At 70.8% G+C, this 15461-nt stretch carries 13 protein-coding genes; 7 read left to right on the top strand and 6 right to left on the bottom strand.

The features are described from left to right. From E1293_RS48835 to E1293_RS33760, 3 genes are all read right to left on the bottom strand, one after another. On the bottom strand, window positions 1-1269 hold a 1269-nt coding region (locus E1293_RS48835), incomplete at its 3' end, for a serine/threonine-protein kinase (RefSeq protein ID WP_243716916.1). 403 nt (window positions 1270-1672) lie between these two features. Continuing rightward, a complete protein-coding gene (locus tag E1293_RS33765) occupies window positions 1673-2515 on the bottom strand; it encodes a PAC2 family protein (protein ID WP_132201882.1) in 843 nt (280 codons plus the stop codon). A 216-nt stretch (window positions 2516-2731) separates the two neighbouring features. Next, window positions 2732-3193, bottom strand: coding sequence for a universal stress protein (locus E1293_RS33760; protein WP_132201880.1), 462 nt, complete (start codon window positions 3191-3193; stop codon window positions 2732-2734). 145 nt (window positions 3194-3338) lie between these two features. Here E1293_RS33760 and E1293_RS33755 point away from each other — a divergent pair, with 145 nt between their 5' ends. The 7 genes from E1293_RS33755 (at window position 3339) to E1293_RS33725 (ending at window position 11229) form a co-directional block, all read left to right on the top strand. Then, window positions 3339-3995, top strand: a complete 657-nt coding sequence (locus E1293_RS33755; protein ID WP_243716914.1) for an HAD family hydrolase — start codon at window positions 3339-3341, stop codon at window positions 3993-3995. Between the two features lie 212 nt (window positions 3996-4207). Further along, a complete protein-coding gene (locus E1293_RS33750; RefSeq protein WP_132201878.1) occupies window positions 4208-4639 on the top strand; it encodes a hypothetical protein in 432 nt (143 codons plus the stop codon). A gap of 440 nt (window positions 4640-5079) precedes the next feature. Then, a complete protein-coding gene (locus E1293_RS33745; protein WP_132201876.1) occupies window positions 5080-6072 on the top strand; it encodes an ABC transporter permease in 993 nt (330 codons plus the stop codon). 53 nt (window positions 6073-6125) lie between these two features. Continuing rightward, window positions 6126-7883 (top strand): ABC transporter substrate-binding protein, encoded by a 1758-nt coding sequence (locus E1293_RS33740; RefSeq protein ID WP_243716912.1) that lies wholly within the window; start codon window positions 6126-6128, stop codon window positions 7881-7883. A gap of 105 nt (window positions 7884-7988) precedes the next feature. After that, window positions 7989-9002, top strand: a complete 1014-nt coding sequence (locus E1293_RS33735) for an ABC transporter permease (protein WP_132201872.1) — start codon at window positions 7989-7991, stop codon at window positions 9000-9002. Further along, on the top strand, window positions 9002-10069 hold the full coding sequence (locus E1293_RS33730) for an ABC transporter ATP-binding protein (RefSeq protein ID WP_132201870.1): 1068 nt from the start codon (window positions 9002-9004) through the stop codon (window positions 10067-10069). Before E1293_RS33735 ends, E1293_RS33730 begins: the two co-directional genes overlap by 1 nt. Before the next feature lie 29 nt (window positions 10070-10098). Beyond that, window positions 10099-11229, top strand: a complete 1131-nt coding sequence (locus E1293_RS33725; protein WP_132201868.1) for an ABC transporter ATP-binding protein — start codon at window positions 10099-10101, stop codon at window positions 11227-11229. Window positions 11230-11321: 92 nt separating this feature from the next. Here the strand turns inward: E1293_RS33725 and E1293_RS33720 are convergent, their stop codons facing one another. The 3 genes from E1293_RS33720 to E1293_RS33710 all read right to left on the bottom strand — a co-directional run. Continuing rightward, window positions 11322-13823 (bottom strand): ABC transporter permease, encoded by a 2502-nt coding sequence (locus E1293_RS33720; protein ID WP_243716910.1) that lies wholly within the window; start codon window positions 13821-13823, stop codon window positions 11322-11324. Continuing rightward, a complete protein-coding gene (locus E1293_RS33715; RefSeq protein WP_132201866.1) occupies window positions 13820-14650 on the bottom strand; it encodes an ABC transporter ATP-binding protein in 831 nt (276 codons plus the stop codon). The genes E1293_RS33720 and E1293_RS33715 overlap by 4 nt, the downstream gene beginning before the upstream one ends. 333 nt (window positions 14651-14983) lie before the next feature. Continuing rightward, a partial coding sequence (locus E1293_RS33710; protein ID WP_132201864.1) for a LuxR C-terminal-related transcriptional regulator occupies window positions 14984-15461 on the bottom strand: 478 nt, incomplete at its 5' end.

The following is a 15461-nucleotide window of genomic DNA, read 5'->3' as shown; positions in this document are numbered from 1 at the left end:
GGTCGGCGGCGTGCCACCGTTCCCCCCACCGGGCCGCGTGCCCCCGCCCGGCCCGGGACGCCCGGGCGACGTCGCGCCCGAGGATCCGTGCGTGCGGCTGCGCGTCGGCGTCGCCGCCGACCGCCCCGACGACCGCCCGGCCGTCGTCTCCGGCGCGGTCACCTGCCCGCTCTGCGCCGCGCCGGGCCCGGACGGCTCGCCGCGCTGCCGGTCCAGGAACGCGTACCCGGCGGCTCCTGCGACGGCCGCGACGGCGGCGGCCGCGAGGGCCGCGACCAGCGCCCGCCCGAACCGCCGCCGCTTGGGGCGGCCGCCGGGCCGCGGGTCGGTCGCGACCGGCGGCAGCGTCTCGGCGCTCCCTCCGCCGCCCGACTCCGCGGGGGCCTCGGCGGGCACCGGCAGGACCCCCGGAGCCGTGGTCGCGGACGCGGACGGTGCCGCGGGCGGGGACTCGAACGCGTCCTCGTGCCCGACGAGCCGCAGCAGCAGCTGCGCCGCCTCCGGCCGCCGCCCCGGATCCTTGTCCAGGGCCGCGGCGACCAGCTCGCGCAGCTCGCCGTCCAGATCCCCGAGGTCGGGCTCGTGATGCAGGACGCGGTACATCACCGCCGGAATCGAGTCGGACCCGAACGGGGGCCGCCCCGTCGCCGCGAACGTCATCGTCGCGCCCCAGGCGAACACGTCCGCCGCGGCGCCGACGTCCTGCCCCGACACCTGCTCGGGCGCCATGTAGGCGGGCGTGCCGACCGCGCGGCTGCTGACCGCGCTGGCCGCGTCCAGCACCCGCGACAACCCGAAGTCGATCACCCGGGGGCCGTCGGGGCCGAGCAGCACATTGTGCGGCTTCAGGTCGCGGTGCACGATCCCGGCGCGGTGGATCGCGGTCAGCGCGCTCGCGGTGCTGACCGCGAGCCGGTCCAGCGCGCCGCCGCCCATCGGGCCGTCCCGCGCGACATGCCGGTTCAGCGCCTCACCGGGAACGTACTCGCTGACGAGGTAGGGGCTGTCCCCGGCGACCTCCGCGTCCAGGAACTGGGCGGTGCAGAACCGGGCGACCTGCTTGGCGACCTCCGCCTCGCGGACGAACCGGGCCCGCGCGGTGTCGTCGTCGTCGAACTGGACCCGCAGCAGCTTCACCGCGACGCGCTCGCCGTCCGCGCCCTCGCCGAGGTACACGGTGCCCTGGGCACCGGACCCGAGCCGCCCGAGCAGCGTGTAGCGGCCGAGCCGTGTCGGGTCATGGGCCTGCAGCGGGTGGGCATCCGGCAAAACGTGCGCTCCCTTTCCCGTCCGGTCGACGATCACCGCACGTCACAGTAGGCCCGCCAGCTTATACAGCACCAGCGAACCGGCGACGGCCGCGTTCAGGCTGCTGCCGTTCCCCACCATAGGAATCTCTCCGGCTCCCGAGAATGCCCGAGTCCCCAGCCGCGGCAACGTCCCGACCGCTCAGGCGCGGACCACGCGCTGCGCAACTCGCACCACTTGCATCAGCCGTCACATCAGCCACGCGGCGACCCCGGCGTTGCGATCGCGTGCGAAGCCAGGTTCGAGCTCGCGAGAACCTGATCGCGCAGCGAACCGCTAGGCGAGCCGGAGCGATGCAGCGATCGCCGCGGCGCCCGCCGAAGGAGGGCGCCCAGCGCCCGACGCCGAGGGCGACGCGATGAACTCAGCCGGGGTCGCGGCGGCGCAGGTAGCGCTCGAACTCGCGGGCGATGGCGTCGCCGCTCGCCTCGGGCAGCTCGGTCGCGTCCTTCTGCTCCTCCAGCGTCCGCACGTACTCGGCGACCTCGGAGTCCTCCTCGGCGAGCTCGTTGACGCCGTGCTCCCAGGCGCGGGCCTCCTCGGGCAGCTCGCCGAGGGGGACGGTGACGTCCAGCAGGTCCTCCACGCGGCGCAGGAGCGCGAGCGTCGCCTTCGGGGACGGGGGCTGCGCCACGTAGTGGGGGACGGCCGCCCAAAGCGACACCGTGTCGAGGTCGGCCTTGGCGCACGCGTCCTGCAGTACCCCGAGGATGCCGGTCGGGCCCTCGTAGCGGGCCGGCTCCAGATGCAGGGTGTTGACGAGCCCGGCCTCGGACGCGGCCCCGGTCACGGGCACCGGCCGGGTGTGGGGGGCGTCGGCGAGCAGCGCGCCGAGCAGCACGACGTTGCGGATCTCCAGCTCCAGCATCAGCCCGACCAGCTCGCGGCAGAACGACCGCCACCGCATGTTCGGCTCGATCCCGTGCAGGAGCACGACGTCCTTGCCGTTCGGCAGCCGCACCCACGACACCCGCGTCGTCGGCCAGGTGATCCCGCGGGTCTCGCCGTCGGACATCTCCACGATCGGGCGGGTCACCTGGAAGTCGTAGTAGTCGTCCGGGTCGAGCTCGGCTACGGGCACGGCCTCCCAGGTCGATTCCAGATGCGCGATGACCCCGCTGGCGGCCTCACCGGCGTCGTTCCACCCCTCAAAGGCGGCCACGAGCACAGGATCGACGAGTTCGGGCACGCTTTCGAGCTCGATCACGCGCTGCCTCCTTCCGACGCCCAGGTACAGCGTCACCGACGGGGGCCGTCATTCCCGGGGCCGGGGGACCCCGCTCATGATCGGTGGCTGTCAGCCTACGTCCTGACAGTGACGTACCCCACCCCGCAGGAGGCCAGACCCCGCCCTGTACGCCCCTGGCAGAACGGGGTTTGGAGGACGGCGGGCGGGGGCTGGAGGACGGGCCGAACGGAGTTCCTATTTGCCCTTGGGCGTGGTGTGCACGATCAGCACGTCGCAGGGGGAGCGGTGCGACAGGTTCGCGGGCACGGAGCCGAGGATGCGGCCCGCGAGGCTGTTGAGGCCCCGGTTGCCGATCACGACGAGGTCGGCGTCGCGGTCCTTGGCGACCTTGGACAGCACGTCGACGGCGTCGCCCTCGACGGCGGCCTCCTCGATGTCGGAGGCGCCGGCCGCGACGGCCCGCTCCCGCGCGGCCCGCAGCGCGTCGTCGGCGGGCGTGGACCCCTGCACCTTGTAGGCCAGGTCGCCGAGCCGGTCGGCGGCGTTCGCGCGCTCCCGCTCCGGCATGGGGCTGTAGGCGGAGGCGAGCAGGAGAGTGGCGCCGGTGGCGGCGGCCAGCTGCGCGGCCCGGTCGACCGCGCGGAACGAGGAGTCGGAGCCGTCGGTGCCGACGAGGATGGTGCGGTACGCGCTCATGCCGTTCCTTACCCGTTAGTAGTCTCTGCTGGCACGGTATCGGTCCGCCGACCCTTCCGTCATTGTCTCTTTGCACACCCCGTCCAAAAACGCCAGGTGATCGCGCGGATAGGGTGAAACCTCCGCATCCGACGTAAGGAGAGACGTGACCCGTGGCGGCTTGCAGGCCGTGCTGTTCGACATGGACGGCCTGCTCATCGACTCCGAGAGCGTCTGGCTGGAGGTCGAGTCGGAGGTCATGGCGTGGCTGGGCGGCGAGTGGACCCCCGCCCACCAGGAGCGCCTCGTCGGCGGCTCCCTGTACGTCGCCGTCGACTACATGCTGGAGCTGACCGGCGCGGACGCGCCCCGCGAGGAGGTGGGGCGCCGGATGCTGGACGGCATGGCCGGCCGGCTGAGCAGCTGCGTCCCGATGATGCCGGGCGCCAAGGACCTGCTCGCCGCGGTCCGCGCGGCCGGCGTGCCGGCGGCGCTGGTGTCCTCCAGCCACCGGCGGCTGATCGAGCCGGTGCTGGACGCCGTCGGCCGCGAGCACTTCGCGCTGAGCGTCGCCGGCGACGAGGTGGCCCGGACCAAGCCCGACCCCGAGCCGTACCTGACCGCCGCCGCCCGGCTCGGCGCCGTCCCGGCCCGCTGCGTGGTGCTGGAGGACTCCCCGAACGGCGTCGCGGCGGCGGAGGCGGCGGGCTGCGCGACGGTCGCGGTCCCCGGCCTGCTGCCGATCCCGCCCGCCCCGGGACGGACCGTGGTCGACTCGCTGCGCCGCATCGACGTGGAGATGCTGCGGTCGCTGGCCGCGTGAGCCGGGCGGCGCTCCGTCCGCCGACTGCGCCGCCGCGGACCTGATACCCGCGGCACCGGTGCGGGGGGATACCCGCGGGGCGGTCCCTAGGGGGCGGATCACGCCGCAGGAGGAGACCGGCCCGCCCGCAAACCGTTCGCCGGGAGGAGCAGGACAGGCGCCCCGCGTGTGACGATGGGGGGAGCACCGCCGTAGGGAATGAAGGGGCCGGCATGAGCGACGCAGCCATTTTCGCGATCAGTCTCGGGGTGACCCTGGTCGGGCTGGTGATCAGCTGGGGCGCCTTCCGCCGCAGAGGCGCGGGCACCGGGCTGCGCGGCGCGGCCCTGTCGCTGGTGCCGCTGGCGGCGGCGATGACCGGGGTGACCGAGTTCTTCGTCGACCTGGCGTTCAGCCCGGTGAAGTGGGCGGGCGTCGCGGTGGCGGGCCTGGCCGTACTGCTCTACATGACCTCCGGCGCGATGCTGAGCCGCCGCGCAGCCGGCGAGGGGGGCGGCGGCAAGGCCGCAGGGGGCGGCGCCGAGCGCAAGTCCGCGCGCCGCGCGGGGAAGCCGAAGGGCGCGGTGGAAGGCCCCGCGCAGAGCGGCGGCGACCCGGAGATGGCCGACATCGAGAAGATCCTGCGGGACCGCGGGATCTCCTGAGCCGCCCGGCGGTTCGCCGCGCACACGCGTGACGGCGGGCCGGGGTGTTCCCCGCCGGGGACGCCCCGGCCCGCCTGTTTCTGTATGCCGAAGGCCCTGACCTGCGGACGATCGATCTCGGAACGGCCTCAGTACGGTAAACTTTGCCGGTCTAGACCGCCTGCGGCTTGCCTGTCCAGCCCATCCCGTACGTACTATTCGGGCGATTTGTCCGACGTGCTGCGCGGGTGCGTGTTGCCCAGATGACGACGAGATCACAAGTCAGATACGGGTACTGGCGAAGGTCGCTTCACGGATGGACAGTCGTGCCCGAAGGACTACGTTTCCCTTCAGCAAACGCGGCGTAACGGGCACGGAGGCTGCGGATGATCTCCGCGACCGCCGGTCACTCGCCGGCGGCATGGCCGAACCAGTGGCCGGACGGTAGGAGGTATGGAGCGTTGGGCGCACCCATCGAGGTGACCGGGTCGGACGCCGAGGCGCAACCGGAAGCGGTGCTCGTCGGCGTCGACAAGAAGAAGATCCAGGGACGCTCCCTAGGGCAGATCGCCTGGATGCGGCTGAAGCGCGACAAGGTCGCTCTGACCGGCGCCATCGTCGTCATCCTGCTCATCGTGCTCGCGATCATCGGCCCGTTCTTCGTGCAGAACCCGCTGACCTACCACCAGAACCTCATCGACCCGACCTACAACCGGCCGAAGTCCGGGATCTGGCACACGGGCATCAGCGGCGACCACTGGCTCGGCGTCGAGCCCGGCACCGGCCGCGACATGCTGGCCCGGATCGTGCACGGCGCCCGGATCTCCCTGCTGGTGTCGTTCCTCGCCACCCTGACCTCGGTGGTCATCGGCACGGTCATGGGGATCACGGCCGGCTACTTCGGCGGCTGGGTCGACTACCTGATCAGCCGAACCATGGACGCCTTCCTGGCCTTCCCGCTGCTGCTCTTCGCGATCGCGCTGGTCGGCGTCGTCTCCGACGGGGCGTTCGGGCTGAACGGCAACGGCCTGCGCATCTCGGTGCTGGTCATCGTCATCGGGTTCTTCAACTGGCCCTACATCGGCCGCATCATCCGCGGGCAGACGCTGTCGCTGCGAGAACGCGAGTTCGTCGACGCCGCGCGCAGCATGGGCGCACGCAACTCCTACGTGCTGTTCAAGGAAGTCCTGCCGAACCTCGTCGCCCCGATCCTGGTCTATTCGACCCTGCTGATCCCGGTCAACATCCTGTTCGAGGCGGCGCTGTCGTTCCTCGGCGTCGGTGTCATCCCGCCGACGCCCTCATGGGGCGCCATGCTGACGCTGGCGGTGCCGATCTACTCCTCCGACCCCGCCTACATGATCATCCCCGGTATGGCGATCTTCATCACCGTCCTCGCCTTCAACCTCTTCGGTGACGGGCTGCGGGACGCTCTCGACCCTCGGGCCAAGTGACTCGGGTCCATCCGACCCGTCTATTTGAAGGGGTGCGCCTGCACATGAACAAGATGAGACCAATCGCGGTCTTTGCGGCCGGTGTGGTCGCGGCCGCGGGGCTCGCCGCCTGTGGCGGCGGCGACGACTCGGGCGGGTCGGGGAGCGGTCCCGGCTACAACGCCGGCAATCAGGCCCAGGTCAACAAGTCGGACAAGAAGGGCGGCACGCTCAAGTTCGGCGACTCCGACGACTGGGACTCGCCGGACCCGGGCAACACCTACTACGCGTTCTCCCAGAACTTCGCCCGTCTCTACGGCCGTGGCCTGACCACGTTCAAGCCGGCCGCGGGCAAGGAGAGCCTGGAGGTCGTGCCCGACCTCGCCACCGACATGGGCCAGTCCAGTGACGGCGGCAAGACCTGGACGTACAAGCTGCGCACCGGCGTCAAGTACGACGACGGCAGCACGGTCACGTCCAAGGACGTCAAGTACGCGGTCGAGCGCAGCAACTACACCAAGGAGCTGCAGCTCGGGCCGAAGTACTTCAAGCAGTACCTCGTCGACAACAAGCCCGCCTACAAGGGCCCGTACGAGGACAAGAGCGACGAGGGCCTCAAGTCGATCGAGACCCCCGACGACCAGACGATCGTCTTCCACCTGAACACCCCGTTCCAGGAGTTCGACTACCTGGTCGCGATGTCGCAGACGATGCCGGTGCCGAAGGCCAAGGACACCGGCACCAAGTACGAGACCGCGATCGTCTCCAGCGGCCCGTACAAGGTCGACAACTACACGCGCGGCAAGTCGATGACGCTGTCGCGCAACCCGAACTGGAACCAGAGCACCGACCCGATCCGCAAGGCGCTGCCGGACAAGATCGAGGTCCAGGTCAAGCAGAACGCGGACGACATCGACCAGCGGCTGCTGGCCGGGTCGCTGGACATGGACATCGCCGGCGTCGGCGTGCAGTCGGGGACCCAGCCGAAGGTGCTGACCCCCGAGCAGAAGCCGTACGTCGACAACCCGGTCCAGGGCTTCCTGCGGTTCATGTCGCTGAACCAGCACGTCAAGCCGCTCGACAACAAGCACTGCCGGGTCGCCGTGCAGTACGCGACCGACAAGGTCGCCGCGCAGACCGCCTACGGAGGCCCGCTGGCCGGCGGCGACGTCGCCACCACGGTGCTGCCCCCGTCGGTGGACGGCTACACCAAGTTCGACCTGTACCCGCAGAAGCAGGCGGAGAACGGCGGCCTCGACGAGGCCACCGTCGCCAAGGCCAAGCAGGAGCTGCAGGCCTGCGGCAAGCCGGACGGCTTCAGCACCAAGATCTCGGCGCGGTCGGACCGGCCGAAGGAAGTCGCGATGGCCGAGGCGATCCAGCAGAGCCTCGCCAAGGTCGGCATCAAGGTCAGCATCGTGCAGTACCCGGCCGGTGACTACTTCAACAAGTACGTCGGCGTTCCGAAGTACGTGCACGAGCACGGCATCGGCATGATGATCATGGCGTGGGCGGCGGACTGGCCGACCGGCTACGGCTTCCTCGCCCAGATCGTGCACGGTGACGCGATCAAGCCGTCCGGCGGGAACAACCTCGCCGAGATGGACGACCCGGCCGTCAACAAGGGGCTCGACGACGCGATCGCCAACCCCGACAAGGCCGCCCGCATGAAGGCCTACGGTGAGGTCGACAAGCTGGTCATGGGGACCGCGATGGAGGTCCCGCTGGTGTACGCCAAGGCCCTGATGTACCGGCCGAAGCGCGTCACCAACGCGGGGATCACCTACTCCTACGGCGGAATGTACGACTACCTGAACATGGGCGTGGAGTGACACTCCGTCTCGTCCGTGCGTCCATCTGAAGGCAGGTGAAGGCGAAGCCCGCCGGCCGTGCCCGGACCCACAGGTCCGGCCGGCCGGCGGGCGGGGCCGAGCAATGTGTTCGCATACATCATCCGGCGCCTCATCGGTGCCGTCGTCATGTTGCTGCTGGTCAGCCTGGTGACCTTCGGCATCTTCTTCTGGCTGCCGAAGCTGGCGGGGCAGACGACCGACCAGATCGCGGCGTCCTACGTCGGCAAGGCGCCGACGGCCGAGGCCATCCAGGACACCAAGGAGCGGCTCGGCCTCGACAAGCCGGTCGTGGTGCAGTACGGGAACTACCTGAAGGCCCTCGCCGTCGGCAAGGACTACAAGGCCGGCCCGGTGACCGACCACTGCCCCGCGCCCTGCATGGGCTACTCCTTCCGCAGCAGCCAGCCGGTGCTGGAGACCCTGCTCGACCGGGCCCCGGCGACGCTGTCGCTGGCGATCGGCGCCGCGATCGTGTGGCTCGGCGTCGGAATCAGCACCGGTGTGGTGTCGGCACTGCGAAGAGGCAGCGTCTGGGACAGGGCGTCGATGATCATCGCACTGGCCGGGGTGTCGCTCCCCATCTACTTCACGGGCCTGGTCTCGCTCGCGCTGTTCTCCTACACCTTCAAGATCTTCCCCGGCGGCGGCAGCTACACCTCCGTCACCGACAATCCGCTGAGATGGTTCGAGGCGCTGGTGCTGCCCTGGGTGACGCTCGCGTTCCTTTACGCCGCGATGTACGCGCGGCTCACCAGAGCGGGCATGCTGGAGACGATGAACGAGGACTACATCCGCACCGCCCGCGCCAAGGGGCTGCCGGAGAGGACCGTCGTCACCAAGCACGCGCTGCGCGCCTCACTGACGCCGATCATGACCATCTTCGGCCTCGACCTCGGGCTGCTCCTCGGCGGCGCGGTGCTGACGGAGAACACCTTCGGCATCCCGGGCCTGGGCCGCCTCGCGATCGACTCGATCCGCAGCGGCGACCTGCCCATGGTGCTCGGCGTCACGCTGCTCACGGCGACCTCGATCATCGTGATCAACCTGATCGTCGACCTGCTGTACGCCGTCGTCGACCCGAGAGTGAGGCTTGGCTGATGACCGGCACCGCGCCCGCCGCGGAGACCGCGGGCACCGGCGACGCTCCCGCATCGTTCCTCGAGGTCCGCGACCTCAAGATCCACTTTCCGACCGACGACGGCCTGGTCAAGTCCGTCGACGGGCTGTCGTTCCAGCTGGAGCGCGGCCGCACCCTCGGGATCGTGGGGGAGTCCGGCTCCGGCAAGAGCGTGACCAGCCTCGGCATCCTCGGCCTGCACAACAAGCGCAACGCCGACGTGTCCGGGGAGATCTGGCTGGACGGCAAGGAGCTCGTCGGCGCCTCCCAGGCCGAGGTGCGCCGGCTCCGCGGCCGCAACATGTCGATGATCTTCCAGGACCCGCTGTCGTCGATGCACCCCTTCTACACGGTCGGCCACCAGATCATCGAGGCCTACCGGGTGCACAACGACGTGTCGAAGGCGGTCGCACGCAAGCACGCCATCGACATGCTCGGCAGGGTCGGCATCCCCAAGCCGGACAAGCGGGTGGACGACTACCCGCACCTGTTCTCCGGCGGCATGCGGCAGCGCGCGATGATCGCGATGGCGCTGTCCTGCGACCCGGAGCTGCTGATCGCCGACGAGCCGACGACGGCGCTGGACGTGACCGTCCAGGCGCAGATCCTCGACCTGATCCGCGACCTGCAGCAGGAGTTCAACTCCGCCGTCATCATGATCACCCACGATCTCGGGGTGGTCGCCGAGCTGGCGGACGACATCCTGGTGATGTACGCGGGCCGCGCCGCGGAGTACGCGGCCGTCGACGACGCCTTCCACCGGCCGCTGCACCCCTACACGTGGGGGCTGCTCGGGTCGATGCCGCGGCTGGACCGGGAGCGCTCGGAGCGGCTGCTGCCGATCGAGGGGTCGCCGCCGAGCCTGATCAACGTGCCGTCCGGGTGCGCGTTCCATCCGCGCTGCCCCTACAGCGAGCTGAACGGCGACAGGAGCACGACCGAACGGCCCGAGCTGATCGAGCTCGAGCCCGGGCACAAGGCGGCGTGCCACCTCCCGCTGGAGAAGCGGCGGGAGATCTGGAACGACGAGATCCGGGCGAAGCTGTGACGAGCACGGGTGGGGACGAGACTGTGAAGATGGACAAGACGCCGGACGGCGAGGCCCGCCCGGCCGCGGAGGCCCGGCCCGGCCGGAACGGCGAGATGCTGCTGGAGGTCGAGGGCCTCGGCAAGCACTTCCCCGTCACCTCGGGGCTGCTGCGCAGGCAGGTCGGGGCGGTCAAGGCCGTCGACGGCGTGTCGTTCTCGGTCCGCAAGGGCGAGACGCTCGGGCTGGTGGGGGAGTCGGGCTGCGGCAAGTCCACCACCGGCCGGATGGTGATGCGGCTGCTGGACCCGAGCTTCGGGAAGATCACCTTCGAGGGGCAGGACATCACGAAGATGTCCCAGGGGCGGCTCCGGCCGCTCCGCCGCGACCTCCAGATGATCTTCCAGGACCCCTATTCGTCGCTGAACCCGCGCAAGACGGTCGGCGCGATCGTCGGGGCCCCGTTCCGGCTGCAGAACATCGAGGCCAAGCAGGGCGTCAAGAAGGCCGTCCAGGAGATCCTGGAGCTCGTCGGCCTGAACCCCGAGCACTACAACCGGTACCCGCACGAGTTCTCCGGCGGGCAGCGGCAGCGCATCGGGATCGCCCGCACGCTGGCCCTCAAACCGAAGATGATCATCGCGGACGAGCCGGTGTCCGCGCTGGACGTGTCGGTGCAGGCGCAGGTGGTCAACCTGCTGGAGGACCTGCAGGACGAGCTCGACCTCACCTACGTGGTGATCGCGCACGACCTGTCGGTGGTCCGGCACATCTCCGACCGCGTCGCCGTCATGTACCTCGGCAAGATTGTCGAGCTGGCGGACCGGGCCGACCTGTACGAGCGGCCCATGCACCCCTACACCAACGCGCTGCTGTCGGCGGTGCCGATCCCGGACCCGTCCGAGCGCGGCGAGCGCAAGCGGATCCGGCTGCAGGGCGACGTGCCGAGCCCCCTCGACCCGCCGCCCGCCTGCCGGTTCCACACCCGCTGCTGGAAGGCGCAGGACATCTGCAAGCAGGTCGAGCCGCCGCTGGTGGAGCTCAGCCCCGGCCACCAGGCCGCCTGCCACTTCCCGGAGAACACCACGGTCAGCGCGACCGACGCGGTCGCCAAGGCCGCGGTGGCGCCCGGCGCGACCGCCGCCGACGCGGCGGCCGACGACCCGGAATCCACCGAGTAGCACCGGCCGCGCCCCGCGGCGCGTCTCCCGCACGAAAGAAAGACCCGGCCCTCCCCATCGGAGGACCGGGTCTTTCTTGCTTCACGGACCGGCTACTCGGTGGAGATGGCCTTCAGGACGTCCATGCGCCCCGCCCGCCACGCCGGCCACAGCGCCGCCAGCACACCGATCACCGCGGCCACCACCAGGTAGACCAGCAGCGTCCCGTACGGGACGGCCAGGACGCCGAGGCCCTTGTCGGCGAGAGCGTTCTGCAGCGCCGCGCCGAACGCCACCCCGATGCCCATGCCGAGCACCGCCCCGAACAGCGCGATCATGATGGACTCCAGCCGGACCATCCGGCGCAGCTGCCGCCGGGAGATCCCGATGGCGCGCAGCAGCCCGATCTCGCGGGTCCGCTCGATCACCGACAGCGCGAGGGTGTTGATCACCCCGACGGCCGCGATGATGACGGACATGACCAGCAGGATCGTCAGGAACGTCACGAACCCGTCGACCTGCTTGCGGGCGTCCTCCTTCAGCGACGCCTGGTCCGACACCTTCACGTTCGGGTAGTCCTTCAGCGCCGACTCGAGCGCCGTCTTCGTCGCCGCGCCCGGCGCCGACGCGTCCACCACGATGGCGTCCATCGACGGGTTGACCGTGTGCCGCTGGTACGCCGCCTGCGAGATGATGCGGTTGCCGATCAGGTCGCTCTTGGTGTAGACACCCGTCACCGTCAGCCGCTCGGACCTGCCGTCGGTGAACTGCACCGGCACCGCCGACCCGACCTTCCAGCCGTTGTGCTTCGCGGTGTCCTCGTCCACCATGATCCCGGCGCCGCCGATGGCGGTGCCACCGGAGGTGATCTTCAGCTTGGCGGCCTTGGCGATCGCGGGGACGTCGCCGGACATGAACGACGCGTTCTTCCCCTCGATCCTCGCCTCGCCCTCGTAGGTGGGGGACGCGGCGCTCACCCCGGGCGTCGCCTTGACCTTCTCGGAAACGCCCGCGCCGATGCCGCCCGCCCCGTCGGCCTGCACCAGGTAGTCCGCGCCGAACTGCGCGTCCACCTGCTCGTCGATGGAGGCCCGCATCGTCGCGCCCAGCACGTTCACCGTCGTGATCAGCGCCAGCCCGATCATCAGCGCCGCCGCCGTCGCGGCGGTGCGCCGCGGGTTGCGCAGCGCGTTCTGCCGCGCCAGCCGGCCGGGCGAGCCCATCAGCCGCGCGAACGGCGCGCCGAGCACCTTCATCACCGGGACGCTGATCACCGGTGCGAGCATCGCGATGCCGATGAACACCGCGAACGCGCCCGCGCCGACCGGAACCGCCGGGTTCCCGCCGTTCCCGGCGAGGCCCGCGCCGATGAGGCCCGCGCCGGCCAGGGTGAGCAGCGACCCGAGCGCGACCCGGATCCGCAGCGACCGCTGCGGCAGCGCCACGTCGTCGCGCATCGCCGCCACCGGCGGGATCTTCGCGGCGCGCCGCGCCGGGAAGTACGCCGACACCACCGTCACCACGATCCCGACCGCGTACGACCAGATCACCGGCGTCGCCGTGAACGTCAGCCCGCCCTGCCCGGCGTCGCCCATCTGCGTCTGCAGCATCGACGCCAGGCCCGCGCCGGCCGCCAGCCCCAGCGTGGACCCGACCACGCCGACCGCGACGGCCTCGCCGATCACCGCCCGCGTCACCTGGCCGCGCGCCGCGCCGATCGCGCGCAGCAGCGCCAGCTCGCGGGTCCGCTGCGCGACCAGCATCGAGAACGTGTTGAAGATGATGAACGACCCGACGAAGATCGAGATCAGCGCGAACGCGAGCAGGAACGTCCGGAAGAAGCTCATCATCGTCGCGATGTCGCTCTTGGACTCCTCGCGCAGCTTCTCGCCGGTGACGGCCTCCATGTTCTGCGGCAGCACCTTCGCGACCCGGTCACGCAGCTCCGCCTGCGACACGCCCGTGGAGCCCATCTCGATGTCGGTGAAGTAGCCGGGCTTCAGCATCAGCTTCTGCGCGGTCGCGGTGTCGAACGCGGTGAGCGTCGCGCCCATCAGGTTCCCCGTGTCGACCAGCCCGACGATCCTCATGCGGGCCGGCTGGCCCGCCGTGATGACCCGCGTGGTGTCGCCGACCGCGAGCTTGCCCTTCTCGGCCGTCTTCGCGTCGACGAGGACCTCGCCCGGCCCCTGCGGCGCACGGCCCGCCGACAGGTCGTAGGACCCGCCGGTCGTCCAGTTCACGCCGATCTGCGGCGGCCCGTTCTGCGCCGTCCCGACGATCTTGCCGTCCTTGCCGACGACCGCCGCGTACCCGCTGACGTTGCCCTTCGGATCCTTCACCCCGTCCACGCCCCGCAGGGCCTTCAGGACGGCCGCCGGCACCGGCTGCGCCGCCGAGCCGTCGTCGTCGGCCCCGACGACCTGCTTGGCCCGCACGTCCACCGCGACGTTCGTGCCGATCCGGCTGAACAGCTCGTCGAACTGCTTGTTCATGCTGTCGGTGAAGATCAGCGTGCCGGCCACGAACGCGACCCCGAGGATCACCGCGACGGCCGTCAGCACCAGCCTGATCTTGTGCGCCGCCAGATTGCGGAGCGTGACCTTCCCCATCATCGCGCCGACACCCCGGACTCCGGCGCGCCCGCGGGACGCGTGTTGTGGCCGCCGGCGTCGAAGCCCTTCATCCGCTCCAGCACCCGCTCGGCGGTCGGCCCGGTCATCGTGTCGACGATCTGCCCGTCCGAAAGGAACAGCACCTGGTCGGCGTAGGCCGCCGCGGACGGGTCATGGGTGACCATCACGATGGTCTGCCCCATCCGCCGCACCGAGTCCCGCAGGAACCCCAGCACCTCGGCGCCGGACCGCGAGTCCAGGTTCCCCGTCGGCTCGTCCGCGAAGATGATCTCCGGGCGGGACGCCAGCGCGCGGGCGCACGCCACCCGCTGCTGCTGCCCGCCCGACAGCTCGGTCGGCCGGTGCTTCAGCCGCGGCCGCAGCCCAACCGTGTCGATCACCTCGTCCAGCCACTCCTTCTCGGCCCTGCGGCCGGCGATGTCCATCGGCAGCGTGATGTTCTCCAGCGCCGTCAGCGTCGGCACCAGGTTGAACGCCTGGAAGATGAATCCGATCTTGTCGCGGCGCAGCCGCGTGAGCTGCTTGTCCTTCAACCGGGTCAGCTCGGTGCCGCCGATGAAGACCTGCCCGGAGTCCACCGAGTCCAGCCCCGCCATGCAGTGCATCAGGGTGGACTTCCCGGACCCCGACGGGCCCATGATCGCGGTGAACCGGCCGCGGGGAATGCCGACGGTGACCCCGTCCAGCGCGACGACCTGGGCGTCGCCGCGCCCGTACACCTTCGCGATCTGCTGGGTCCGAGCGGCGAAGTCGCCCGCCCCGGGCGCGGACTGCGCGCCGGCGGTCGATGGGGCGGTGTTCGTCACGTGAAACTCCCGAGTGTGTGTGAGCGAGTGTGAGCCGGACCGGTGTGAGCCGGACCGTGCGAACCGGCCCAGGAGGAACCGGAACCGTCCGCGGATCGCGCCATGCCCCCGGCGATCCCACACCAGAACAGTAGAAGCCGGGCGAGCCCGTTTCCTGGACCCCAGGAACGGACTTCGCAGTCCACCCACGGCAGGAGGAACCCGCCCCCAGTCGTCCTACCGGAGTAGGCCTCCACCCCCCGGACGCTGGGGTCGGCTCAGGGACCGACCCTGAAACCGCTCAGGGCCGCTGCACGCGGCCCCGCCCTCACCTGGGCCTTCCCGGCTCCGGCCTCAGCTCTGGCCGGGCCTGCTCAGCCCCGTCTCGTACGCGTACACCACGGCCTGCACCCGGTCCCGCAGACCCAGCTTCGCCAGGACGTTCCCCACGTGCGTCTTCACCGTCGTCTCGCTCACCACGAGCTCCGCCGCGATCTCCGCGTTCGACTGGCCCCGCGCCACATGCGCCAGCACCTCCCGCTCCCGCTGCGTCAGCGTGTCCAGCCCCGGCGGCGGCGCCGCGTCCCGCACCGCCGGCAGCCGGCTCGCGAACTTGTCCAGCAGCCGCCGCGTCACCGACGGCGCCACGATCGCGTCGCCCTCCGCCACGATCCGGATCGCCGTCACCAGGTCCTCCGGCGGCGAGTCCTTCAGCAGGAACCCGCTCGCCCCCGCCCGCACCGCCTCGATCACGTACTCGTCCAGGTCGAACGTCGTCAGGATCAGCACCTTCGGATCATGCGACGCCGCACCCTCGCGGATGATCCGGCGG

Origin of the sequence: Actinomadura darangshiensis (assembly GCF_004349235.1) — a bacterium.
In the GTDB taxonomy this organism is placed as follows: domain Bacteria; phylum Actinomycetota; class Actinomycetes; order Streptosporangiales; family Streptosporangiaceae; genus Spirillospora; species Spirillospora darangshiensis.
This window is presented reverse-complemented; position numbering and strand designations above follow the sequence as displayed.

Coding starts and splice junctions, on each gene's coding strand:
- E1293_RS33760 (WP_132201880.1), bottom strand. CDS start 3,193: ATGAGCGCGTACCGCACCATCCTCGTCGGCACCGACGGCTCCGACTCC.
- E1293_RS33750 (WP_132201878.1), top strand. CDS start 4,208: ATGAGCGACGCAGCCATTTTCGCGATCAGTCTCGGGGTGACCCTGGTC.
- E1293_RS33740 (WP_243716912.1), top strand. CDS start 6,126: ATGAGACCAATCGCGGTCTTTGCGGCCGGTGTGGTCGCGGCCGCGGGG.
- E1293_RS33730 (WP_132201870.1), top strand. CDS start 9,002: ATGACCGGCACCGCGCCCGCCGCGGAGACCGCGGGCACCGGCGACGCT.
- E1293_RS33725 (WP_132201868.1), top strand. CDS start 10,099: ATGGACAAGACGCCGGACGGCGAGGCCCGCCCGGCCGCGGAGGCCCGG.
- E1293_RS33720 (WP_243716910.1), bottom strand. CDS start 13,823: ATGATGGGGAAGGTCACGCTCCGCAATCTGGCGGCGCACAAGATCAGG.